The following is a 24,240-nucleotide window of genomic DNA, read 5'->3' on the forward strand; positions in this document are numbered from 1 at the left end:
TGGTAGTTCTTGCGTTTTTACAAATAAATATGTATAATACAGGTAGTATCTAAAATATTTCTGTATAAAGAAATAGGATCATTTTATCTGATTCAACGATTTATTCTAAGTTCTGATTTATTTAGAACCACTCAGTACTATTAAATCTACTCCTACTATTTCCAAGAAGATTTTGTACAGTCGATGAACTATTCACACTGCCCTTCTTTGGAGAGGAGGGCAGGTGTCTAGATGGTTCCTATTTCTCAGATTATTCTAGATACGAAGAGGCTCGGATTTCTCCAAGCCTCTTTTTTTTTATCTTTTTTTCACAATCCACCGCATAACCTTTGCCAAAATGAGCCACAATATAAAGCTACATATGGATACATAGATCCAAGCATTGGGATCCTCTGTCATCGGAAGAGGGATATTCATTCCAAAGAAACCGGTGATAACGGCTAAGACCGCCAACAAGGCTTCAAAGATGGTTAGGGTTGTCAAGTTGTCATTCAGGTTATTGTTTAGGATATTATTGTATGATCCAGACAACTGCTGCAAGACATTGGAAATCAACTCGGTCATCGAAACCAACTGACGCGCTTCGATCATGGCATCATCAAACTGCTCTTTTTCAACATCATTCATCCTGCGATAAATGGCATGCGCTTTGATATGTTCTAGCAACATCCGATTTTGCTTGGCAGCTGCGACCAGATACACCATACCGGTCTCAAGGTCAGACAGGGCATAAAGATTCTTGGTCGTTGTTGTCTTTCGAAGCAAACGATTGAGTTCATCCTTGTGCTTATCTAAGCGATCAATAATCGGATAATAAGCATTACTGATCATCTCAAGACCTGCAAAAAGCAACTTATAGATCGACAACTCCTCATGGCTTTCCAAATAACAAACCATTTGTTCAATGATATAGGCATTATCTTGATTGCTGATGGTCACGAGTCGCGTATCTTGAACGATAAAGGTCATGGGGATGGTTTCGTAGTATTCCTTGTCCTTTTCTAAATCCAATACATTGTAGATAAAGGTGATCGTTCCGTTTTCTCGATTGTAATCCATATGGGCACGTTCGTTCTTATCCATCGCATACTCAATGGTTTCTTTGTCAATATCGTATTTTTTATAAAGATATGAATTTTCAGCAATCAAATCCGAGTCGATATTGATCCATTTCCGATCTTGACCCAATTGTTTATCGATAAACATTCCGTCTCCTTTCTCAACTGTTCTCTATCAACATGATTTTTTTATTTAAAGACTGCACTGGCTAATGCTTGCTGGATTTCAATGACACTGTTGTCACTCTTGAATTGTAAAACTTCTGAAGGTTCCACTGAAGAAGAGACCCAGATTTTTAATTCGGCATCCAAATCAAAATGACCGGAAGTTTCTACTGAAAATCGAGAGATGGAGCGATAAGGAAGGGATTTGTAGGACGTTTTCTTCCCTGTCACTCCTTGTTTATCTACCAAAATCAAGCGATATTCTGTAAAGACAATGAGGTCACGAATCAGGCTAAAAGCAAGTGTCACTTGCTCTCCCGGCACCAAGATATCTTCCAGATCTCTTTCTACTTTATCAACATTCTTTTGAGAGGCATTGCCCATCAAACCACTTAATAATCCCATCATTTCTCCTTTAAAAGCGAAAACGGATAGATTTTCGTTTTCTTATTTTTTTTGTTATGGATCAGTTTTGAAAAGTTCCTTACCCCATCTTTTCTTCCAGCTCAACGTCTGGATACTTATCCGCAAACCAGCGGAGGGCAAAGTCGTTTTCAAAGAGGAAGACAGGTTGGTCAAAGCGGTCCTTCGCCAAGATATTTCGGCTTGAAGACATACGCTCATCTAAGTCTTCTGGTTTGATCCAGCGAACGGTCTTTTTACCCATTGGGCTCATGACCACTTCGGCATTGTATTCATTTTCCATCCGGTGCTTAAAGACTTCAAACTGAAGTTGACCAACAGCACCCAGCATGTATTCACCTGTTTGGTAGTTGGTATAGAGCTGAATCGCTCCTTCTTGCACCAATTGCTCAATCCCTTTGTGGAAGGATTTTTGCTTCATGACGTTCTTAGCTGACACTTTCATGAAGATTTCAGGCGTAAAGGTTGGCAGTGGTTCAAATTCAAACTTGTTTTTGCCCACTGTCAAAGTATCTCCAACCTGATAAGTCCCGGTATCGTAAACCCCTATGATGTCTCCTGCTACAGCATTGCTGACATTTTCACGGCTCTCCGCCATAAACTGGGTGACGTTAGATAACTTAGCGCCCTTACCAGTACGAGGCAGGTTGACGCTCATGCCACGCTCAAACTCGCCAGATACGATCCGCACAAAGGCGATCCGGTCGCGGTGACGAGGATCCATATTGGCTTGGATTTTAAAGACAAAGCCTGAGAAATCCTTGTCATAAGGATCGACAAGTTCACCGTCTGTTTTCTTGTGTCCATGAGGCTCCGGAGCAAACTTGAGGAAGGTCTCCAAGAAAGTCTGCACCCCAAAGTTCGTCAAAGCGGATCCGAAGAAGACGGGAGTCAATTCACCCGCAAGGATGGCTTCTTCTGAAAAGTCATTTCCTGCTTCTTGCAAGAGTTCGATATCGTCTTTTACTTGCTCGTAGAAAGGGTTGTTGGCAAAAAGCTTGTCTCCGTCTTCTAGACTAGCAAAACGCTCGTCTCCTTTATAGAGTTCCAAACGTTGGTTATAAAGGTCATAGAGTCCCTCAAAGGCTTTCCCCATCCCAATCGGCCAGTTCATTGGGTAACTCGCGATGCCTAAGACTTCTTCCAATTCTTGTAAGAGGTCCAGTGGCTCACGACCGTCACGGTCCAGCTTATTCATAAAGGTAAATACGGGAATGCCACGGTGTTTCACAACCTCAAACAATTTCTTGGTTTGGGCCTCAATCCCTTTGGCAGAGTCCACCACCATGACGGCAGCGTCCACCGCCATCAAGGTCCGATAAGTATCTTCTGAGAAATCCTCGTGACCTGGCGTATCAAGGATATTGACCCGTTTGCCATCGTAATCAAACTGCATAACGGATGAGGTTACCGAAATCCCACGTTGCTTCTCGATATCCATCCAGTCAGACTTAGCAAAGTTTCCTGTTTTCTTCCCTTTTACGGTACCGGCTTCCCGAATCTCTCCCCCAAAGTAGAGCAACTGCTCTGTAATCGTCGTTTTACCAGCATCCGGGTGGGAGATAATGGCAAAGGTACGGCGTTTTTTAATTTCTTCTTGTACGTTCATATTCCTAATTCTTTCTCTTTTTATTTTCTGATAAATTTACAAATTCATCTCTACATCGGATTTCTCCTCAATTTCTCTATCTTTTCTATTATAGCGAAAAGAGGCACTTTTTTCAATGATAGTTCTTTTTGGGGACTCAAAAAAAGACTAAAATCCGTAGATTCTAGTCTGCTTCAATCATGGTTATTTTCTCACTTTCACCCGCTCACTTCTGCGACTGAAGATCTGATTAAAGAGTAATAAAGCAAGGGCTAAAATACTGGATACAACCAGGTAGTTGAGCCACACCTTATCCCCTCTCATAATCGGAGGGCGGGCCATCAAACCATAATTACCTCCCGTCAATTGATTGACTCCAACCAGAAATAAATCTAAAACAAAGGTATAGAGAACAATCTGACTATTTTTTAAGAGGTTTCGATCATACCATCTTAAGAGATAAATCAAGGAATTGATCAGGAGACAGTAATGTCCGAGGAGGAAAGAAAAGCTCGTAATATGAGGGAAAGTGTAGGGGTCAAAGACTGGATAGCCCAAAGCAAAGATGGCTCCACTCACTCCCATCAAGGCAAAGAACTGTTTGCTTTTCCATCTGTCTGGCAAAAACAAGACCGCAAACATGGCCAAGCGACAATGATAAAAAGGTAAACTGTTGGACCAAGGAATGTGGTAGGAAAAATACCAAAGATACAAGCAAATTAACTGGAAGCCCTGTAAGTATTGAAAGCATTTGCGAAATTGCTCATTCTGATAATAGCGAAGTGACATCATGATCGCTGTCACAATGAACAAGACCATCACACTATACCAAAGCGCTGAGATTGCTGGTGGTGTTGTAGATTCTGTAGTGAAAAAACGATGCATAAGGTCTCCTTGTTTAAACAGATTCAGGTATTCTTTTTTTCTTACTATACTGAAGAATGAAATTGATGAGGACAAGCATTCCTGTCATCAAGATAGTCACGATCAAGTAATTGAGCACGAGCCCATGGTCGCCAATTACAGGAGGACGACGCATAAAGCCATAATTTCCACCCGTCGCCAGATTAGCAAGCTGAATAATAGCGTTGACCCCAAAGGTCATCTGACAGATCTTCCAAACAGCCCCTTCTTCCACCTGGTAGGATTGAACCAGATAGATTAGGCAGTTGGCCAAGAGGGCCCAGTGACCAAAGACATTGTTGATCGAGGAAACGTGAGGAAAAGGGTAGGGATAAAAAACAGGATGAACCAAGGCCATAATGGAGCCAAAGACTCCCACGAGGGCAAAATATTGCTTGAAGCTTCCCTTGGGGGCCAAAAGAATCATCCACATGGCCATTCGGCTATGATAGAAGGGAAGACTCTCTGAAAAAGGCAAGCGAGCTGCTAAATACCAAGAGTTGATGATGAGCAACTGGATCAACTGTCCCCAATACCAAAAGTTTTGGTAGCTTTTGGAGTGAGCAAATCGAACGGACAGAACTCCCACCACTACCAAAGAAGTCGGCAATAAGAAATACCAGACCCCCAATTGAGGAGGGGATGTTGGTTGACTAGTGAAAAATAAGTCCCAAAGTGCCATGATTTCTTTCCCTCATCTACTCTTTTTTCTATTCCGAACGCGAAACGACAGTCTCTTCAACCATCTTGTATTTGTAGCGCTGGTTGACCAAGCAAATACCAGCCACCATCACGATGCTGACCAAGAGGTAGTTCAAAAGAGCACCGTGGTCTCCAATGATTGGTGGACGCTTTAAGAAGCCGTAATCTCCACTGGTCAAGAGATTGACCAAAAAGATGACTGCATTCATTCCAAAAGTGATCTTAACAATTCGTAAGCTGTCTTGTTTTTCCGACTGATAAAAATCTTGCAGGTAAATCAAACTATTGGCAAACAAGGCCCAGTGACTAAAAATCAGATTGAGTACAGTAATATGGGGGAATGGGAAGGGGTCAAAGGCCGGATAAACCAAAGCCGCAATGGATCCTAGAACTCCCAACAAGGCAAAGTATTGCTTGATATAGGTCCCTCTAGGCGCAAAGAGGATCGCAAGCATAGCCAAGCGGCAATGATAAAAGGGCAAATTATCCGTCAAAGGCATGTGGGCTAGAATATACCAAGCATTGATGGTCAAGACTTGAATCAATTGTGCCCAATACCAAAAACGTTGGTAGCTTTTAGACTGTGCATATTTGATGGAAAAGTAGCCAACCACCAACAAGGAAGCTGGTAGGAAAACATACCAGAGTCCAAACTCAGGCGGGGCTGATTTTTGGTTCGTAAACAATAAATCCCAAAGTGTCATTTTTCTATTCCTTTAATTTATAGATCGTTTTTAATCACAATACAAATCTCGTTTCCCGTCATAAACCTCCCAAAGGAAATTCAATTGTTCTTCTGTATTGCGCTTGGTAGAAAGAGCAGGCATTTTCTCTCTCTCAAAAAATGCAAGATCGGAAATTTCCTGATTCTGTTGAAAACTTCCATCCAGCAATTCACATTCAAATACCAATTTCACATATTGGCGGCTTTGCAATTGGTAGCGATTGGTATCAAATACTGCCAACAACCGATTGACACGTGCTACATAGCCCGTTTCTTCTTGAATTTCCTTTAAAATATTTTCTTTAGGAGAATAGCCAACCTCACCAAAACCACCCGGCAAAGCCCAGGTCTCTTCTCCCTGACCTTTCACCAGACAAAGTTTTCTATCTTTGACAATCCAAGCCCTAACATCAATTAAGGGGGTGTCATAATAGTTTGTCGGTCGAAACAAATCCGATAATTCTTGTGAATTCAGATCAGTCGTTTCTCTCACAAGATCCTGTAAAATTTCACGAATATCCTGGTAGCGCTCTTGATCAAATGGATCTTTTGAGAATGCTAAGCCTGTATTGGTGATTGAAATCAAGCGCTGAATGTCCTTCAGTACATTATTACTTACCATTCTCCAATTCCTCTACCAATTTTGCCAAATTCATGGAATTGCTTCCCTTGATAAGGATTTGGTCTTGCTCTTTCAAGCTTTCCTTGACTTGTTTGACCATATCCTCAAACTGGTCTTCCTCAGCTGTCTTCTTGAAATAATAGACATGTCCGAGTGGGAACATCTGACTCGCTAACTGAGCCAATCCTGCAATGTCTTGGCCATAGAAAATAACCGTATCCAAAACATCCGGCGAGAGGCTAAGAATCATTTGGTTGTGCAGATCTACAGATTGCTCCCCCAGTTCTTTCATATCTGCGAGAACTGCCAACTTCCGGCCATTTTGATTAGCAGGAATAGTCGAGAAGGTTTCTAAAATCAGGCGCATAGCCGTCGGATTGGCATTGTAGACATCGGATAAGATATCCGCTCCGTTACTAGCCTTCTTCCACTCCGTCCGGTTGCGCGTTAATTGCAAGGTCGCAAAACTATCCCGAATCGCAGCTTCACTCACTCCTTCTCGCAGGGCAACATAAGCTGCAATCATGGCATTGGTCGCATTGTATTTCCCGGTTACAGGAAGATCAATGGCTTCATTTAAGAAATTCGTTCGGAAGGTTAAGCTATCCTTTCGCTCTATCAACTCGGTAATAAAAATCTCCTCGTCTGGACCAAAGCGGACCACTTTTTGTTTTTCAGGGAGGTAGGCATTCACTATCGGATCAGCTGGAACCACCAGAAGGCCACCTTCTGGCATGCCATCCGCAATTTGTAGTTTTCCTTTTGCGATCTCGCTTCGATCTTTGAAAAATTCCAAATGGGCTTCCCCAATTAAGGTGACAATAGCAGCCTTGGGATGCGCCAGTTCTGACAAGAGATGGATATCTCCTAGATGGTCTTGCCCCATTTCAAGGACGAGTTTGTCTGTCCCTTCTGGCATATGGAGAACCGTATAAGGAAGACCAATTTCATTATTATAGTTTCCCTGTGTTTTATAGGTCAGGTAGGTAGTGGACAAAAGCTGTGCCAACATATCTTTTGTGGTTGTTTTACCATTTGACCCTGTCACAGCATAAACATCCACTTTTGTCTTTTGAAGATAGGCTGCAGCCAGGGTTTGAAAAGCACTCAATACATCTTCCACCAAAATATAAGGGTGGCCTTCTACCACTTTCTCTGAAAAAGTGGCTACGGCTCCATTTTCAAAAGCGGTCTCGATGAAATCATGACCATCACGCGCTCCCTTTAACGGAACAAAAAGGTCTCCAGGCCCAATCAAACGGCTGTCAAATTCCGGCTTGACGAGGGCCACATCTTCAAATTGGCTGATATCATTTTTTGCATGTACTAGATGAGCAACTTCATGTAATGTGAGATTCATATCCGACTCCTCAGTTCTCCGTAGCGTCTTCAAAAATTTGGACGCTCCTATCAAATTCTTCTCATTATACCATATTCTAGACCACAAAAAAAGTGGCTGGGACAGAAGTCCTAGCCTCTTGATTGTTTTTGGATTGTCGAGCAAGACGCAGTGGTTGAGTGGGCTCTACTACGCTGATTTCATCAGCTTTTACAGCCCTACTCAACTGTGCGGAGGTGGGACGACGAAATCGAATTCTAACGAATTACCGATTTCTGTCCCACTCTCTCTTTTCTTACAACAAATGCGCCTCGTGTTTTTGGAAGACTTCTTTTCCAAGCTCTACTAACTTGGTAATCAAATCTGTATAGTTGAGTCCCATATTGTCCCAAAGCAGAGGATACATAGACCATTGGGTAAATCCTGGCATGGTATTGAGTTCGTTTAAGAAGATCTCTCCTTTATCTGTATAGAAGAAATCACAACGCGCCAAGCCTAGACCACCGATCGCACGAAAGGCTTTTTCTGCGTTGGTCCGCATGGTTTTCACAACCTCAGGGTCCAATTGAGCTGGAATCGCCATGGTAATTTTATTGTCGATGTATTTGGCATCATAATCATAGAAGGCCACATCTTTCACAACTTCACCTGGCAAGGTACTCTTCACATCATAGTTTCCAAGCAGTCCAACTTCAATCTCACGCGCATTGACTCCTTGTTCTACCAAGACACGGCTATCGTATTTGAAGGCCAATTCGAGAGCAGTCCGAAGTTCTGTTTGGTTTTCAGATTTTGAAATCCCCACACTTGAACCCATATTGGATGGTTTGGTAAAGACAGGATAAGAGAGATTGGCTTCAATTGCAGCAATTTTCTCTTCCAAGTCATCTCCTTCCACTACAGCTACATAAGGAACTTGCGGAATTCCTGCAGACTCCAAGACCCGTTTGGTCGTGATCTTGTCCATCGCAACACTAGAAGCCAGGATACCACAACCGACATAAGGCATCTTCAAGACTTCTAAGAAGCCTTGAATGGAACCATCTTCTCCCATTGGTCCATGAAGCACTGGAAAGACTACTGCTCCTTCCTTGTAAATCGCAGATGGAGCCACTTTTTTAGACCAGTCCACTGTCTCATTGGTCATCAATTTCTCATCATCCGCTGGTTTCTCTTCAAAAGCTTGCGTCTGGATGAAGTCTCCTGACTGCGTAATAAAGTAGGTTTGAACCGAAAATGCTTGGTAATCAATCGCGCGCATCACGCTTTCTGCTGAAAGAACAGATACTTCACGTTCTGCACTACGTCCACCATACAACAGGATTAAGTCTTGTTTACTCATAGTTTCTCCCTAATTGTTCCCTTGATTTCTTACTTGATAGTATACCACAATGATAGCCCTTTCGAAAGAACTTCTCTTATAATTCTGTCCGATTTTCAATCGCGCGAAGAAGGGTCACTTCGTCCGCATACTCGATATCGGCTCCAACTGCTAGGCCTCGTGCCAAACGGGTCACTTTGATCCCTGCTGGTTTGAGCACGCGTGAGATATACATAGATGTCGCTTCCCCGTCTGCCGTCGCATTGGTCGCAACAATGACCTCAGTAACTGTTCCATCCATCAAGCGACTGAGCAAACTCTTGAGATTGATATCATCGGGTCCCACGCCATTCATGGGTGAGATCAAGCCATGCAAGACATGGTAGCGACCGTGGTATTCCTGGATATTTTCCATAGCAGAGACATCCCGGCTATCTTCTACAACAAGAATGAGGGATGGATCCCGCGTTTCATCTCGACAAATCTCGCAGGTTTCTTCATCAGTCAAATTGCCACAAATACTGCAATACCCTAGCTCACGCTTGGCATTCAGTAAGTTCTTGGCAAATTCATTAACATCATCATCTGACATGCCAATAGTGTAAAAAGCCAGACGGGTCGCTGTTTTGATCCCAATTCCTGGCAACTTCGAATAGCTGTCAATTAATTTTGCAATAGGTGCTGGATAAAGCATAGTTTCCTTTCTAATTCATGGGGTGTTTCTGATTGTATAAGTTAATAATGTCACGCGTAATGGAATGACTAACCGTCGCTTGTAGATTGGTATTATGTGGAAAGACCACCGCTACTGCAATCTTTGGATTATTCGATGGTGCATACGCCACCACATTGGTATTAATGGCTTGTTTGCCTCCATCGACAGTGGTTTCAGCTGTACCAGTCTTGGCACTGATGGGCACACTGGCCCCACGACCAACGGTTTTTCCTGTCGTCAACCCACTCGTACCATTGGCCACTTGGTAAAACCCTTGCTTGATCAAAGCCATGTCCTCCGCTGAGATATGGACTTGATTGAGCTCCTTGGCTTCGATCGCTTTTTTCAACTGACCGAGGCCACCTTGATCATTATTGTCATAGATGCCTTCGACAATGTGAGGGCTCACCCGCTTGCCGTCGTTGGCGACAGTTGCCGCATACTGAGCCAATTGCATAGGGGTGTAGTTGTCAAACTGGCCAAAGGCATTGGTCAAATAATTACCGACTGTATACTCTTTCGGGATAAAACCGGTCGATTCATTGGGAAGGTCAATCCCCGTTGACGTTCCAAGACCATACTCTGCAAAAGTAGAACGCAGTTTTTTCATAGCAGGGTCCACTTGATCCACTTGTAAGGTCATGTTTGGAGTGTAGGGTTGCCCCATCATCTTAAGGGCAATTTGGACCATGTAGGTATTGGAAGAATATTCCAAAGCTTCTACTGCATTGATGGAACGACTGCCGTATTGGGTAAACCAAGAGTTAATCGGCGTCGATCCTGCAAAAACAATGGGCTGATCGGTCAGTACCTGATTGCCGGAAATAGCACCATTTTCCCATCCTGCAGTCAATGTTGCTCCTTTGACAACGGATCCTGGAACAAAGACATTGGTGACTGTTCCCAAAGCATCGGTTGATAAATCTTGACTACCAGCCTGGTGTTTGATCCCTGCCATGGCAAGGACTTTCCCTGTATCAGGCTCAAGAGCTACAGCATAGACACCTTCGGAGTAGGTCGCATTTCCAGCTTGCAACTCTGCGCTAAAGGCAGAACGGAGAATATCCTCCACCCCTTTTTGGAAATCCAAGTCAATCGAGAGCTTGAGGTTTTCCCCCTTAGCTCCTTTTGAAATGTCTACCACTTTATCCATGTTGCCATTTTTATCCAGGAGAATTTCTTTTTCACTGCGTTTTCCTTGAAGGACGTTTTCATATTCCTTTTCGAGATAAGACGTTCCAACCCGGTCATTGAGGGCATAACCTTTTTTGACATATTCCTCGACTTCTTCTGCTGGAAGTCCTGCTTGCTCAGTTGAAACCGTTCCGATGATAGAAGCTAAAGGAGTATCCAGAACCTTGCGGTCCCAGCTGGTCGTGATCGCAATTCCAGGAAGATCTTGAGTATCGGCAGCGATGGTCGCGATTTGCTCAGCCCCCAGCGCTTTTGTTGTAATGATGCCAGTGGCAAAATTCTCTACAGCATTCATCTGACTATAGAGATAGATGATCTTTTTCTCATCTTCTGTGTACCCAAGTTTGGAAGGATCAACACTCTCTACTGCTGCTTGATAGATCTTGGCTTCCGGTAGGCGGTTGCCATCTGTATCAAATTTCTTTTTCTCAGGTAAGTGGCCGACAACTTCTTGGTAGACTTTGGTATTGGCTAGATAGTAATCTACTTCTTGCCGTTCGGTTACTTGAGGATTTTCTACATCCACATACTGCAAGAGTTTCCCTGCGGTCTCTCGCATTTCTTGGGCTGTCATTTTGCGATCACGCGTAAAGGTCAAGACCTGTTTGCCAACATTTTCAACCAGAGGCTTACCAGTAGCATCATAGATTTGCCCTCGCACACTCCCCTGTTTGACTGTCTTTTTCGTAGCCTTTGCCAACTTATCTGTATAGTAGGCTTGGTGAGTGATCTGCATATAGCCAAGCCTGGCAATGAGAGCCAAAAAAAGAAGGCAAATCAAACTAAACAGCAAGTACAGTCTGCGTGTAATCGAATGATTTTCAAACTTCCTTATTTTTTTCTTCATGAAATGGTTTATCCTTCTTTTCTAATGAACACTTACATTCCATTTTACTATTTTTCTAAGAGTATCTCAAGAAAAGGAAGGTCCCTTTTCTCCTTTTTTACAAGGAAAAAAGATTGGACCTGTTCGCCCAATCTCTTTTTCTAATAAGTTACAACATTGATTTTTCCTTTGTCATACTCAGCTATGAAAATATCCAACACGTTATCATAGCCTTCTTTTTCCAATTCAGCCAGCAACCACTCTTCACTTTTCCCAATTGTTTCCAAAATTTCAAGCTGAACCACACCATCAGTAATGATCGGGTATTTAGGATTTTCATCCCCCGCACGGACAACGATCATTTGACCGTTTTGTTCAATGACAGCTCGTTTCACTTCCTTTAATTGGAAAATTCCTTGTGAACGCAATTTCAAGGCAACGTCTGAAGCAGAAAGTCCCTTGGATCGACAAGCTTCCGGATCAAGCTTCCCATTTTTGATAATGACAGTTGGTTTGCCATCGATCAAGTGCTTCATAAAACGGACATTGGTATTGAGCCATTTTAAGAGCAAGATCAAAATAGTCCACATCAAGAGAATAACAATATATTCAAGAATGGTAATGGAGCTATTGTAAATCACCCCACCAATAATCCCCCCCAGAACAAAGTTCTGTATCTGGTCTACTGCAGAACTTGGTGCTAAGTTTCCTTTCCCGGTCACATTGATCACAAATACCAAGGAAATCAAGCCAAGAGCTAATTTAATCAAAATGGTTATAAAATTTACTGTCATTTGTTCACCTCCACAAGTTCTACGTCTGTTTTATATAGATCCATCTTTTCTAATAGGTAGTTATCCGGGTCAGAGCCTGCGATAGCTCGGTAATAAACCTCTCCAACTTTCAGAATCGCTCCATCTGTGGCCGCTGAAGTATTGACATAGACGTCTTCTTTTTGAACATCCAACTCCTTTGAGATGACTTCAATAAAATGGAGTGAGCGTTGGAACTGGTCATTATTACTTTGGCTATTTTGAAAATTGCTGATACTGATCAAGACCACTACCACCAGAGTTAAAATGGAGATAATGGACAATTCGCGGAATTTGCTATCGTGCTTATTCCGATAGGCTTTCGCCGCAAAAAAACCAGTCAGAAGAATGAGCAAGCCAGATATCCCAATGGTCACCCAGTTTTGCTGGCTGATCTGACTCAATACATAGTCATAAGAGTAAAATTTCATAAAGAACTCCCTTTCTCCAAATGAATTCAAGCTATTATAATGGATTTTACAAGAGTTTTCAAGGCATTGTGATCAGGAAATCATTAAAATTTTGTTATAATAAAATTATCTATTATGTCAAGAAAAGGAAACACAATGAAACTCATTTCATGGAATATCGACTCGCTCAACGCTGCATTGACCAGCGATTCAGCACGCGCTAAACTCTCTCAAGAAGTCCTTCAAACCTTGGTCGCTGAGGATGCAGATATCATTGCCATTCAAGAAACCAAGTTATCCGCCAAAGGACCTACTAAAAAACACCTCGAAATTCTTGAGGAACTCTTCCCTGGCTACGAAAATACCTGGCGCTCTTCTCAAGAACCAGCTCGCAAAGGCTATGCTGGAACCATGTTCCTCTATAAAAAAGAGCTTACTCCCGTTGTGACTTTCCCAGAGATCGGTGCTCCTTCAACCATGGACTTGGAAGGTCGGATCATTACTCTGGAATTTGATAATTTTTTCGTGACGCAGGTCTACACACCTAACGCTGGTGATGGCCTCAAACGCCTAGCAGAACGTCAAGTCTGGGATGTCAAATATGCGGAGTACTTGGCTGAACTTGATAAGCAAAAACCTGTCCTTGCTACTGGAGACTACAACGTGGCCCACAAGGAAATCGACCTTGCCAACCCTGCCAGCAACCGTCGTTCACCTGGATTCACAGACGAAGAACGTGCAGGCTTTACCAACCTTCTAGCAACAGGCTTTACAGATACCTTCCGCCACCTTCACGGTGAAGTACCGGAGCGTTACACTTGGTGGGCACAACGCAGTAAAACCTCAAAAATCAACAATACAGGCTGGAGAATCGACTACTGGCTCACAAGTAACCGTGTAGCAGACAAAGTTACCAAGTCAGACATGATTGACTCAGGCGCACGCCAAGACCATACACCGATTGTCTTGGAGATTGAATTGTAAGGAGTTTCTTAATGGACTACAATGCAGTTATTCCCGAGTTTATGGTCTCAAATATAGAACAGTCCCGTTCCTTCTACTGCGATTTGCTGGGTTTTACGATCGAATACGAGCGACTAGAAGAAAACTTCCTCTTCTTATCGCTTGAAGATTGCCAGCTAATGCTAGAGGAGGGGACAGATGAAGAATTAGCTGAACTGAGCTACCCATTTGGCCAAGGAATTAACATCTCCTTTGGAATAAAGGATGTCCCTTCACTTTATCAAAAAGTAATTGAGGCCAACTATCCTATTCATCGTCCATTGACCAAAAGAGAATTTCGTGTTGGTGAGAAGTATATCTATCCCCATGAATTTGCAGTTTTAGACCCAGATGGCTATTTTTTAAGATTTAGTGAATAAGATAATAGATCACTAGAGTAGAAAAAGAAACAAAAAAAGAAAGAGACTGGGACAAAAGTCCTAGCCTCTCAATTGTTTTTGGATTGTCGAGCAAGACGCAGTGGTTGAGTGGGCTCTACTACGCTGATTTCATCAGCTTTTACAGCCCTACTCAACTGTGCAGAGGTGGGACGACGAAATCGAATTCTAACGAATTACCGATTTCTGTCCCACTCTCTTTTAGTCTTTTAGGGATTATTTACCCGGAGTATTCGGATCTAAGCCCCAAGAGTGCTCGAGAACAGGTCTTAAGGCTTTAATCATATCTTCTGAACCCATGATTGTGATTGTGTATACTTTATCGCCTTTTTGGAATACCCATTCGTACAAAGTGTTCCCATTTGTAAATGTTACTTTTATTAAGAAAGCGTCCTCACTGGCAAATACAGCTTTTACACCTTCTATACTAGTTCGATTTTTGTTTTTTCCCCAGAGGCTATATAAACGGTCCGCAAGTAACTGTGAGTCAAAGGTTTCGTTGGGGCCAAGTTTAACAGTATCTTTAGTGTTTGAGTCCATTATTAACGCATTGTTTTTGTCTGGTGATAAATATTCGAGCGCTTTGCTACTTCGAGTAGTGCGTACGACCCAATCTTTAGGGATATTGATATAACCAAATTTTTCATTTCCGATACGTTGAGTATCTGCAAGGGATATTTCTTTTGCCCCAGAAGAAGACCCAGGAGTTGTTGTTTGAAGTGTTGTCGTTGGTGCAGTCGTAGTTTCTTTAGCGACTTTAGTTGTTGGTGCTGCAACAGTTTCTGTTGCTTTCTTTTCTCCGTTTCCGCATGCTGCTAGTATAAATGCAGATAGAAGCGTTACAGAGCTTAATATTATTTTGTTTTTCATCATGATTGTTCTCCTTAAAGTGGTTGACTCACAAATATAATATCATTTTTTATAGTTTATTTAAATAGGAAACGCTTTCGATAAAAAGCATAGGGTATAACAAAAGAAAATTTCTGGTTGGCGACCATTATATCTACCTTCATGAATTTGCAATTCTAGATCCAGATGGCTATTTTTTAAGATTTAGTGAATAGAATGAGACAGACTGACTTTCAAGACATAAAAAAGCCGGACCCCATCCAAAGGGTCCGACTTTTGTTGATCGTCTTCAATGAGAAAGAGATCTTATTTTTTCTTCTCAATATGATCTTTGAGATCTTCTTGAGCTTTTTTATTGGATTCGGCTTTTTTCTTCAACCATTCTTCTTTAGCCTTGTTAAAGTCTTTTGTGGTGACAACATCTTTAGACATTTCAAGGTATTTGTAGAATGTTCCTGTTCCTTTTGTACCAACCCATGAAGCAGCACGGCTGTATGGTACGGTCCGTTGAAGCATTGGAGCACCACCGTTTGAAACGGTTGGAAGCGTAATCGAGCTATCTGTCAACCATGCTTGCGCTGCTGCATATTTTTCATAGCGTTTTCCTTGATCCAACAATTCAGCATCGGCATCTTTCAACATGTTGGCGTATTGATCCAAACCAACTGCTGCAATGGCTGGGTTGTTTGTTCCCGCATCTATACCAAAATAGTAAGATACTGAACCATTGACTGAGCTGATACTTTCAAGGTAAGTCGATGGATCTTGGTAGTCAGGGGCCCAACCACCACCTGAGATATCGTAATCTCTCGCAGCAGCTGTATCACTGAAGTAGGTAATATTTTGGAAATCGTCATCCGATACCTTTTGAAGGTCCACAACGACATTATCTGCACCAAGAGCTGACTCTACAGATTGTTTGAAGGAGCTTGCTTGTTGGACCATACTATTGTCCACTTGGCTGACAATGTAGTCCAAATGAATTGGGAATTGAACCCCTTGTTTTTGCAATTCAGCTTTGGCTTTCGCAAATGAAGCTTTAGCTTTTTCTGGATTGTAGAGGCTTGTTTGGCCATCGTCCAAATTCACACCCTTCCATTGATCGCCATAAGTAACCAATTGTTTTTCAACAACTTTACCAAAATCTTCTCCATTGATTTGGACATAAGTTGGTGGCACCAAGGTGCTTCGAAGGGTATTTTCAGCAGCATCAGTTCCTGATACTTGTGCCGCATAAGATTTGCGGTCAAAGGCAAAGTTCACCGCTTGACGGAAGTCCTTGTTCAAGATTGCTTTCTTAGTAGAAGCTTTTTGTTCATCCGTTGTTTTGGCTGTGTGGTCATACTTTTGACGGTCCAAGTTGAATCCAAGGTAGTAAGATGTTCCCAATTGCAACCCGTAGACAATGTTGTCGCCAAAGTTTTTCTTGACGCTCTTATACGTCGAACTGTTTGGCATAACAGAGGCAAAGGAGTATTGACCTTTTTCAAAGTTTTTAATGATTGCATCTGGGTTTGATCCATCATTAAAGGTCAATTTGACATTGTCGATATGAACATTTTTCGCATCGTAATAGTCTTTGTTCTTGACCAATTCAATCTCAGATTTTGAAGTCAATGATTTCAAGTAATATGGACCATTGTATAAGATGCTGCTAGGTTTCAAAGAACCAAAATCTTTTCCTTGAGATTCCAAGAACTTAGCATTGACTGGGAAAAGAACACCTGAAGTTGTTTTGGAGTTCCAGAAGCTTTCTGGACGGACCAAGGTATATTGGATGGTGTGGTCATCTAAAGCTTTGACTCCAACCGTGTTAAAGTCTTTGGTTTCCCCTTTTACGTAGGCATCCAAACCTTTGATCGAATTTTGAATCAAGAAGAGACCTTCTGATTTTGACTCAACCGCGTGTTTGATCCCTGTAACAAAGTCTTGAGCCGTTACATCACCATATTCCTCACCCTCACTCGTATACCATTTGGCATCCTTACGAAGTTTGTAAGTATAGGTTAATCCATCTTCAGAGACAGTCCAATCTTCTGCTAGACTTGGCACAAAGTTTCCGTATTGGTCATTTTCAAGAAGACCATCTACAAGGTTACTTGTGACATCTGAAGTCGTTGTACGAGTTGCAGCGATGTAATCCAAGGTATTTGGATCTGCTGAATAAACGAATGAGTAAGTTGCTTGGTTGCTACTACCTCCGCTACACGCTGCTAAGAGAAAGGCACCTGCAACAGAAACTCCTGCAAGAGCTAACAGTTTTTTTGCTTTCATCACTATCTCCTTATGTTAGATTTTCTACCATTATACACTATTTCTTAAAAAAAACCAAATTTATTTTAAAAAAGTTCGTTATTTCTGAATGAATATAATAAGATGTCAAGAAAATTCATCTTGAAATCAATCTCAAAGAAGCTGGATAAGCGAGTCTAGGCATCTCCCCTCACAGATCACAAAGCCTCAGTTTTCGATCCTTTTAATAAATATACGTTTCAGCACAAAAAAGAACCTCTGCACTTTCTAGCAGAGGAACTGATTGCTAATCAAAATGATAGAGTTGTGGGTACTGATCACATTCAGGATTTTTAGGATGGCAGATAGCCCGTCCAAAATAGATCATGGCTTGATGGGCTGCTAGCCATTCGCTTTTTGGTAGAACATCCATGACTCTCTTTTCCACTTCCAAGGGCGTCGCTGATTTCTTGACAATGTCATGGTGCTTGCAGATCCGCTCCACATGGGTATCGACAGCAAAGGCTGGAATCCCAAATCCTACACTCATGACGACATTTGCTGTCTTACGTCCTACTCCTGCCAGGCTTTCTAACTCTTCACGAGTCTGAGGCACCTGCCCATCAAAGTTGTCTAGCAATTGTTGAGCACATTTTTTGAGAAATTTGGCCTTATTTCGATAGAGACCTAATTTAGAAATATGCTTGGCGATAGCTGCTTCACTGGCTGCTGCCATGGCTTGTGGGGTTGGAAAAGCCGCAAACAAACCTGGTGTCGCTTTATTAACAGCCGCATCAGTCGTCTGAGCAGAGAGCATGACTGCCACTAATAATTCAAAATGATTACGAAAATCCAGACTCGGTTTAGCATCTGGAAAAAGGGCGATAATTTCTTCAATCACATGACGTGCCCGTTTCTTTGATAAAACCATCATTTCTCCTTTCCACTACTAGTCCTTATTATAGCATGAACGCACCCTATTTCTGAAAGAATCAGCTTCGAAAAAAGAGAGTGGGACAGAAATCGGTCATTCGTTAGAATTCGATTTCGTCGTCCCACCTCCGCACAGTTGAGTAGGGCTATAAAAGCTGATACAATCAGCGTAGTAGAGCCCACTCAACCACTGCGTCTTGCTCGACAATCCAAAGACAATTGAGAGGCCAGGACTTTTGTCCCAGCCTCCCTCTCTTAATCTACAAAATGGGTATGCTTGGTAATCCATTGAGTAACCTTGATATTTAACCAGAATCCATAGATCCCAAATGTAATGATGGTAAAGAACCACCACTTAATCCAATTTCCAAACAATTGCATGGCTGTGCCGTCAAAGTACTGACGATGACCATCAATCACCGTATGTTTGACCTTCCAGTTATACAACAAGCACACGCCCCAAGGAGCACAAATACCGAAAGTAAATACTGTAATGAAGGTTGCTAATAAAACATGGCCAATATATGAAAATAGGCCTCCATCAAAATACGATTCACGATACATGTTCCATCTCCCTATCTTTTTTTATACTAGTCTCTTCAAGAAAGTCATCAAGGTTTGAGCAGAGCGCTCACCAGCCTGAACGATAAATTCATCAAAAGAGAGATTGGCTGCGTGATCTGCTGTATCACTCATGGCGCGAATGACCATGAAGGGACGTCCAGCTGCATGAGCGGCTTGGGCAATGGCTGCTCCTTCCATCTCAACTGCCAATACTTCTGGAAACTGCTCCCGAATCGCTGCAACTTTTTCTTCACTCGCGATAAAGCTATCTCCTGTTGTAATCAGGCCCACATGTGTGGTTGTAGCTTCTTCTTCCAGAACTTTTTTCATTTCTGATACGAAATAGCGACTGGATTCAAAGTAAAGCGGTTGACCTGCCATTTGACCATACTTGTAGCCAAAGGCTGTCACATCCACATCATGATAGGCCAGTTTGTCGGCAAGGACAATATCCCCAACAGCCATTCCCGGTGCAACTGCTCCTGCAGATCCGGTATTGATAATGGCTTCCACTTTGAAATCATTGGCTAGGACCGCTACACTCATGGCAGACATGACTTTTCCGATGCCACTTTCAACCAAAACGACTTCATGCCGACCAATCGATCCTGTATAGTAGACTTTTCCAAGACGCAGATGCTTTTCCCCATTTTCAAGGGCTTCAACCAGAATCTTTAACTCCTGGGGCATGGCCGCGATAATTCCAATTTTCATATCCATTCTCTCCTTGTGACGACCTTACAGACGCCAAATAGCAATGATCAAAACAATGAGGAGCACAATGATCCAGAACAAAATCTTATTGAGTTTGGATTGGACCACACTTTGTTTACGCTCTTCAATGCGACGACTCTTGGTCACAGTGGGCTCCACTTGGATCTGCAAGGTATCCTGTGAATAGCTCTCCTGCGGGCGCTCCATACGGCTTTCTCTCATAGGACGTTCGTAGCCAAATCCCCTGTGGTCTGTCCGAATAATCTTCGTCTCTTCAGCATCGACCATTTTAGGACTCGAAATGTCCTCACCTCGCCTCGCTCGTTCAATCATTTCATCGGTTAATAAAGGTTTTCCCATCGGATCCTCCTCTATTTATTGATTAAGTCCCAGTATTGGATTGCCATGATGGTCTTGGCATCACAGATTTCGCCAGCTTGAATCAAGTCTTTAGCCTCCTTCAAGGTCACTTCTAGCAGCTCTAAGGTCTCATCTTCATCTTGTGGGCGTGGATGTTCCACTTTTTTCAAATTGGTCGCAGCATAGAGTTTAATCCGCTCATTACAAAATCCAATGGCAGAATAAAAATCATACAACAACTCTAGTTCCGCTGTGTAACCAATTTCTTCTTCCAATTCACGCAGAGCAGCTGCTTGAGGATCCGCATTTTCACCCTTTTCCAACTTCCCTGCAGGGATCTCTACTGAAGTCCTCTCGATCGCCTTGCGGTACTGCTTGACCAAAATAGTCTTGCCATCATCTGTGATCGGTAAAACCGCTACTGCTCCATTATGAAAAATTAAATCACGCTGAGCTTGACCTTTCCCAGCGGGTAGTTCTACTTGATCAGTCACCACTTGGAAAATTGGTCCCTGATAAATTTCCTTGCGCTCAATGGTTTTTTCTTCAAATTGCATGAGATTCTCCTATTTATTTTTAGGATGGTGTGGCAAGCGAAGAGCATACTCTTCTTTATTCACTTGACGGCCACGACCGATCGCAATCGCATCTGCTGGCACATCTTTGGTAATGGTGGATCCAGCCCCGACTAGGGAATTATCTCCGAGCTCGACGGGTGCAATGATGGTCGAATTTGAACCAACAAAGACATTGTTGCCAATTGTTGTTTTAAACTTGTGTTGGCCATCGTAATTCACCGTGATAGTTCCAGCACCAAAGTTGACATTGCTACCAACTTGGCAGTTGCCAATGTATGTCAGATGACCTGCTTTGGTATTCTCTCCGATAGACGAACCTTTGACTTCGACGAAGTTTCCGATATGGACATCTTTGGCCAAGCTAGAACCTGGACGAATGTGGGCATATGGTCCTACCGTTACGCCATCGGCTACCGTGCTCTCTTCAATCATAGAGTTGGTGATGACAGCACCTGCACCAATTTCACTGTCCACGATATAGGTTCCATTGGTTAAAACTGTCTCAGCCCCAATTTTTGTGTGGCCTTTTAGGGTAACATTGGCTTCGATTTGCACTTCTGGTGCAATCTCAACATCGATATCGATATAGGTCGCGTCAGGATTGACAAAGCTCACTCCATTGACCATGTGGGCTTGGTTAATGCGACGACGCATGATGCTTTCTGCTGTCGCAAGGGCTACGCGGTCGTTAACCCCGAGGCTTTCATCAAAGTCTTTGAGCGTATAGGCTCCGACTTTTTCGCCTGCTTCTCGGAAGATCCCAATCACATCTGTGATATAGTATTCACCTTGGGCATTGTTGGTATTGATATTCTTCAAAGCTTCAAAAAGGCGCGCATTGTCAAAGACATAAGTCCCTGTATTGATTTCTTTGATTTGTTTTTCAAAATCTGTTGCATCTTTTTGCTCGACGATGCGAAGCACTTCCGCATTGTCATTACGGACAATCCGACCATAGCCAAATGGATTGGCTGCTTCGGCTGTCAAAATCGTTGCCACATTCTTGTGGTTGATATGGAAGTCGATCAAGTGTTTGAGACTGTCACCCGTAATCAAAGGAGTGTCTCCTGCAATGACGAGGGTATGCCCTTCAAGACCTTTCAAGACTGGCTCTGCCATCATTACCGCATGACCAGTTCCTAACTGCTCCGTTTGCTTGACAAATTCTGTTTGTCCCGCTAAAACTTGCTCTACCAATTCCGCCTTGTGGCCGACAACTGTTACAGTCTTTTCAGGTGAGATGGCTCCAACACTACGGAAGACATGCTCCAACATAGAGATCCCTGCAACCTTATGAAGAACCTTGGGCAGATCTGATTTCATACGGGTACCTTTCCCCGCTGCTAAAATAATGGCATAATTTGGCATAACATTTCTCTTTTCTGTACAATATCGTACTTATTATACCATTTTTCACCCCTTTTGGAAAATAAGACCCGAACTAAAGGGAGTGGGAAAGAACTTCGACTAATTAAACAAAAATTGAAAAGGTTCCCCAAACCTTTTCAATTTTCCCACCCCCGCACAGCTCCAACAGTCTGGGAGACTATTGGAGGTTACAGATAAAGAAAACATTGTTTTCCATCTTCATAGGTCATCTTTGGAGCTAAGTAGCGAACAAATACTTAGGAACCTTGCTTCGCAAGTCCTATCCACCACCTAAAAGCAGTGCTTTGAGCAATCAACCACTGCTCATACAGTTATTCCTATTAAAACATCGAAGGCTAGACAGTTTTTGCCCAGCCTCGTTCTATAATGGATAAACCTTGCGAAATTCTTCTAAAACCACCTTGCTGTCAGGTGTAAACGTCAGACCTGCTTCCTCCAGCCACTCCGTGAAAAACTCCTCATGAACCTGACGCCAATAGGCCAGAGATTTGTCTCCCTCACCTTCCTTATAGGCATGGTCAGCAGACACTTGATGGAAGGACTGAACAGAAACCTTGATAATTTCGATAATGCAGACAGCCCGATCGTGGCTATCTAAAATGATGTCAAAGGTCCCTTCTTGTGGCAGGGGATCGTTATCAACTGCATAAAGATCATAGGCTGATGCAGTTGCCGTCTTTTCCCCTTTTAAAACTAAATCTGCCAAGAGATCAGCTTCTACTCCAAAAGCCCAGGCATCGATTTCATCTCCGATAGAGGGATTGATTTTCTTGTAGGCATTCCACATTTCTTGAGGTGTCATAGGTTGCTCCTTTGTAATTTTTTACTTTTTTCTTTTATGTGTTTAAGGTGATCTGGATGGTCAATTTCTAAATCAAAAATCTCTGGAATAGAGCTGTAATGGAGAATACATTCGATACCCATCTGATTCATTTTTTGTATGAAAGAAAGATTCAGATAGCCTGCTACAGCGAAATCAATCTTTTTAGTCTTTGCTTTTTCCTGCATCTGTCTCAGCATATCTAACATAATTGGATTTTCCAAATCATGCCATTGACTGTTCCTCACAGTCGCAAAAACAAAAGAAGTCAAATCATTCATTCCAACTATAATCTTTGAAATGCCCGTTTCCAGTATCCTGTCTAAGTCAAAATAAGCTGATGGTAATTCAATCATCGTGCCAACTTTACCAGTAAAACCATGCTGACGTAACACTGTAATAGCTTGTTTTAATTGGTCGGCACCATTCACAAAAGGAAAAATAACTGACAAATTGGGATTATTTTGATAAACATCTGTAACGACATTTGCCTCAGCCTGAAATTCATCTGGACACGCCAACAAACGCCTGATACCTCTGTATCCAAATAAGGGGTGGCGTTCATCAAAATACTCTTTAGTTCCGTCCAGACTATTTGCTTCTGCATTTGTTAACTCTGAAAAGCGATACCAGACTTCTTCATCTGAGTACAAATGACAAATAGTGTCTAGATAATCTTTTACAAATTGCTGACAATTTGGTAACAGGATGTTTTGATTGAGCTCTCTTAGCAAGTATTCCCCACGAATCATACCAATGTGGTGAAATAGTTGAAGATAAACTTTTTCAATAATTTTTTCTCCACTAAGAGCCAGTTGATTTTGCATGTCCATTCACCTCGTCTTAAAAGATACACTATCAGCTATCATTATACGACACTTTCCTTTAGTTCAAAAGCTTCATAAGGTTCAACTAACTCATATCCTAAAAATTCTGCTACTTTTTTGGAAGCCTCGTTATGAGCATCCCAAAGTGGAAACATATCTCTATTTAAACTCTCTAGAATCATTGCAGCACCAAGCTTTTTGGCAAATCCATTTCCTTGTTCGTTTGGTCTAGTTGCAACTTCCACTTCAACTGCTTCACGGTAAACTAACCCTGAGGAAATCCCAGCAATCACTTCATTATTTTTAAGAATCACAAAGCCAAATCCACCTTTTAAAGCAAAATCCTGGTAGGACTCAAAATCCCCCTGTAAATCTTGTGACCATTCTTCCTCAGAAAGGCAGTTATAAATAAGATTATCAATAGGTACAATATTGCAACCTTTCTCTAACTGACTAACTAGATCATTTAGAAATTTAACTTGAAAATTTGCCTTATCTTTAAAAGAATAGCGAGTAAAAGAAATTAACCCAACTTGCCGATGCAGAAAATCTTGCCACTTAGTGTCTTCTGAAATAATAATCTTATAATCTAAACCATATTGCCTAACAAAATCTTCCCAAAATCTGGAATCTAACTCCCCTGCTAGGTATAGAAAATTCCCAATATCATAAAAAATCGTTGTCCTATCACTGTTTCGATAAACAGTCCCGATTTGAGATTTAAGACCATAGAGAACCATACATTTCTTCCATGTTTTAAATAGTTCCATTA

At 42.2% G+C, this 24,240-nt stretch carries 25 protein-coding genes and 2 pseudogenes; 3 read left to right on the forward strand and 24 right to left on the reverse strand.

Going from position 1 to position 24,240, the window contains the following annotated elements; genetic code table 11:
• Nucleotides 1–297 precede the first annotated feature (297 nt).
• The 13 genes from ACVC7Q_RS03875 to ACVC7Q_RS03935 form a co-directional block, all read right to left on the reverse strand.
• Complete coding sequence (locus tag ACVC7Q_RS03875; RefSeq protein WP_447264903.1) at nucleotides 298–1,206, reverse strand: magnesium transporter CorA family protein; 909 nt, start codon at nucleotides 1,204–1,206, stop codon at nucleotides 298–300.
• A 41-nt stretch (nucleotides 1,207–1,247) separates the two neighbouring features.
• A complete protein-coding gene (locus tag ACVC7Q_RS03880; RefSeq protein ID WP_447264904.1) occupies nucleotides 1,248–1,628 on the reverse strand; it encodes a PH domain-containing protein in 381 nt (126 codons plus the stop codon).
• A gap of 79 nt (nucleotides 1,629–1,707) precedes the next feature.
• Nucleotides 1,708–3,255 (reverse strand): peptide chain release factor 3, encoded by a 1,548-nt coding sequence (locus ACVC7Q_RS03885; RefSeq protein WP_070450462.1) that lies wholly within the window; start codon nucleotides 3,253–3,255, stop codon nucleotides 1,708–1,710.
• Between the two features lie 183 nt (nucleotides 3,256–3,438).
• Nucleotides 3,439–4,119: a YwaF family protein gene (locus tag ACVC7Q_RS03890; protein WP_447264905.1), complete on the reverse strand. Its 681-nt coding sequence runs from the start codon at nucleotides 4,117–4,119 to the stop codon at nucleotides 3,439–3,441.
• A 13-nt stretch (nucleotides 4,120–4,132) separates the two neighbouring features.
• Nucleotides 4,133–4,819, reverse strand: coding sequence for a YwaF family protein (locus tag ACVC7Q_RS03895; RefSeq protein ID WP_447264906.1), 687 nt, complete (start codon nucleotides 4,817–4,819; stop codon nucleotides 4,133–4,135).
• Between the two features lie 28 nt (nucleotides 4,820–4,847).
• Nucleotides 4,848–5,543, reverse strand: a complete 696-nt coding sequence (locus ACVC7Q_RS03900; RefSeq protein ID WP_447264907.1) for a YwaF family protein — start codon at nucleotides 5,541–5,543, stop codon at nucleotides 4,848–4,850.
• Between the two features lie 30 nt (nucleotides 5,544–5,573).
• Entirely contained in the window at nucleotides 5,574–6,185 is a 612-nt protein-coding gene (locus ACVC7Q_RS03905; RefSeq protein ID WP_003015213.1) for an NUDIX hydrolase, read from the reverse strand.
• Nucleotides 6,175–7,545, reverse strand: a complete 1,371-nt coding sequence (locus tag ACVC7Q_RS03910) for a UDP-N-acetylmuramoyl-tripeptide--D-alanyl-D-alanine ligase (RefSeq protein ID WP_447264908.1) — start codon at nucleotides 7,543–7,545, stop codon at nucleotides 6,175–6,177. Before ACVC7Q_RS03910 ends, ACVC7Q_RS03905 begins: the two co-directional genes overlap by 11 nt.
• A 274-nt stretch (nucleotides 7,546–7,819) precedes the next feature.
• Nucleotides 7,820–8,866 (reverse strand): D-alanine--D-alanine ligase, encoded by a 1,047-nt coding sequence (locus ACVC7Q_RS03915; protein WP_014713057.1) that lies wholly within the window; start codon nucleotides 8,864–8,866, stop codon nucleotides 7,820–7,822.
• A gap of 76 nt (nucleotides 8,867–8,942) precedes the next feature.
• Nucleotides 8,943–9,539: a recombination mediator RecR gene (gene recR / locus ACVC7Q_RS03920; RefSeq protein WP_021152853.1), complete on the reverse strand. Its 597-nt coding sequence runs from the start codon at nucleotides 9,537–9,539 to the stop codon at nucleotides 8,943–8,945.
• A gap of 10 nt (nucleotides 9,540–9,549) precedes the next feature.
• Nucleotides 9,550–11,601, reverse strand: a complete 2,052-nt coding sequence (gene pbp2b / locus ACVC7Q_RS03925) for a penicillin-binding protein PBP2B (protein WP_447264909.1) — start codon at nucleotides 11,599–11,601, stop codon at nucleotides 9,550–9,552.
• Between the two features lie 140 nt (nucleotides 11,602–11,741).
• Nucleotides 11,742–12,374, reverse strand: coding sequence for a DUF421 domain-containing protein (locus ACVC7Q_RS03930; RefSeq protein ID WP_447264910.1), 633 nt, complete (start codon nucleotides 12,372–12,374; stop codon nucleotides 11,742–11,744).
• Nucleotides 12,371–12,823 carry a DUF3290 family protein gene (locus tag ACVC7Q_RS03935; RefSeq protein ID WP_447264911.1) on the reverse strand — a complete coding sequence of 151 codons (453 nt, stop codon included), beginning with the start codon at nucleotides 12,821–12,823 and terminating at the stop codon, nucleotides 12,371–12,373. Before ACVC7Q_RS03935 ends, ACVC7Q_RS03930 begins: the two co-directional genes overlap by 4 nt.
• Nucleotides 12,824–12,958: 135 nt before the next feature.
• Between ACVC7Q_RS03935 and ACVC7Q_RS03940 the strand changes: the two genes are divergently transcribed.
• Together ACVC7Q_RS03940 and ACVC7Q_RS03945 are read left to right on the forward strand one after the other, a co-directional pair.
• The gene (locus ACVC7Q_RS03940; protein ID WP_447264912.1) at nucleotides 12,959–13,786 is read left to right on the forward strand and encodes an exodeoxyribonuclease III; all 828 of its coding nucleotides are present in this window, start codon (nucleotides 12,959–12,961) and stop codon (nucleotides 13,784–13,786) included.
• 11 nt (nucleotides 13,787–13,797) lie between these two features.
• Nucleotides 13,798–14,184: a bleomycin resistance protein gene (locus ACVC7Q_RS03945; RefSeq protein ID WP_447264913.1), complete on the forward strand. Its 387-nt coding sequence runs from the start codon at nucleotides 13,798–13,800 to the stop codon at nucleotides 14,182–14,184.
• A 234-nt stretch (nucleotides 14,185–14,418) separates the two neighbouring features.
• On the opposite strand, the gene ACVC7Q_RS03950 is transcribed toward ACVC7Q_RS03945, so the two are convergent.
• Nucleotides 14,419–15,075 (reverse strand): hypothetical protein, encoded by a 657-nt coding sequence (locus tag ACVC7Q_RS03950; RefSeq protein ID WP_447264914.1) that lies wholly within the window; start codon nucleotides 15,073–15,075, stop codon nucleotides 14,419–14,421.
• 98 nt (nucleotides 15,076–15,173) lie between these two features.
• Between ACVC7Q_RS03950 and ACVC7Q_RS03955 the strand changes: the two are divergent.
• Nucleotides 15,174–15,266, forward strand: a pseudogene (locus tag ACVC7Q_RS03955) (bleomycin resistance protein); the annotation flags it as partial.
• Between the two features lie 91 nt (nucleotides 15,267–15,357).
• Here ACVC7Q_RS03955 and ACVC7Q_RS03960 read toward each other — a convergent pair.
• From ACVC7Q_RS03960 to ACVC7Q_RS04005, 10 genes and pseudogenes are all read right to left on the reverse strand, one after another.
• Nucleotides 15,358–17,325 carry a peptide ABC transporter substrate-binding protein gene (locus ACVC7Q_RS03960; RefSeq protein ID WP_447264915.1) on the reverse strand — a complete coding sequence of 656 codons (1,968 nt, stop codon included), beginning with the start codon at nucleotides 17,323–17,325 and terminating at the stop codon, nucleotides 15,358–15,360.
• 265 nt (nucleotides 17,326–17,590) lie between these two features.
• The gene (gene nth / locus ACVC7Q_RS03965) at nucleotides 17,591–18,214 is read right to left on the reverse strand and encodes an endonuclease III (RefSeq protein ID WP_049506625.1); all 624 of its coding nucleotides are present in this window, start codon (nucleotides 18,212–18,214) and stop codon (nucleotides 17,591–17,593) included.
• Nucleotides 18,215–18,471: 257 nt separating this feature from the next.
• Nucleotides 18,472–18,780, reverse strand: coding sequence for a hypothetical protein (locus tag ACVC7Q_RS03970; protein ID WP_447264916.1), 309 nt, complete (start codon nucleotides 18,778–18,780; stop codon nucleotides 18,472–18,474).
• A gap of 21 nt (nucleotides 18,781–18,801) precedes the next feature.
• Nucleotides 18,802–19,494, reverse strand: a complete 693-nt coding sequence (locus ACVC7Q_RS03975) for a 5'-methylthioadenosine/adenosylhomocysteine nucleosidase (RefSeq protein WP_447264917.1) — start codon at nucleotides 19,492–19,494, stop codon at nucleotides 18,802–18,804.
• Between the two features lie 24 nt (nucleotides 19,495–19,518).
• On the reverse strand, nucleotides 19,519–19,854 hold the full coding sequence (macP, locus tag ACVC7Q_RS03980) for a cell wall synthase accessory phosphoprotein MacP (protein ID WP_155171489.1): 336 nt from the start codon (nucleotides 19,852–19,854) through the stop codon (nucleotides 19,519–19,521).
• A gap of 11 nt (nucleotides 19,855–19,865) precedes the next feature.
• A complete protein-coding gene (locus ACVC7Q_RS03985) occupies nucleotides 19,866–20,411 on the reverse strand; it encodes an NUDIX hydrolase (RefSeq protein WP_447264918.1) in 546 nt (181 codons plus the stop codon).
• 9 nt (nucleotides 20,412–20,420) lie between these two features.
• Nucleotides 20,421–21,800 (reverse strand): bifunctional UDP-N-acetylglucosamine diphosphorylase/glucosamine-1-phosphate N-acetyltransferase GlmU, encoded by a 1,380-nt coding sequence (gene glmU / locus ACVC7Q_RS03990; protein WP_447264919.1) that lies wholly within the window; start codon nucleotides 21,798–21,800, stop codon nucleotides 20,421–20,423.
• A gap of 382 nt (nucleotides 21,801–22,182) precedes the next feature.
• On the reverse strand, nucleotides 22,183–22,623 hold the full coding sequence (locus tag ACVC7Q_RS03995; protein WP_447264920.1) for an ASCH domain-containing protein: 441 nt from the start codon (nucleotides 22,621–22,623) through the stop codon (nucleotides 22,183–22,185).
• Nucleotides 22,565–23,468 (reverse strand): annotated as a pseudogene (locus ACVC7Q_RS04000) (putative PEP-binding protein). Before ACVC7Q_RS04000 ends, ACVC7Q_RS03995 begins: the two are co-directional and overlap by 59 nt.
• A 41-nt stretch (nucleotides 23,469–23,509) precedes the next feature.
• Nucleotides 23,510–24,238, reverse strand: coding sequence for a GNAT family N-acetyltransferase (locus ACVC7Q_RS04005; protein WP_447264921.1), 729 nt, complete (start codon nucleotides 24,236–24,238; stop codon nucleotides 23,510–23,512).
• Nucleotides 24,239–24,240: the final 2 nt, after the last annotated feature.

The organism is Streptococcus sp. W151 (assembly GCF_053010205.1).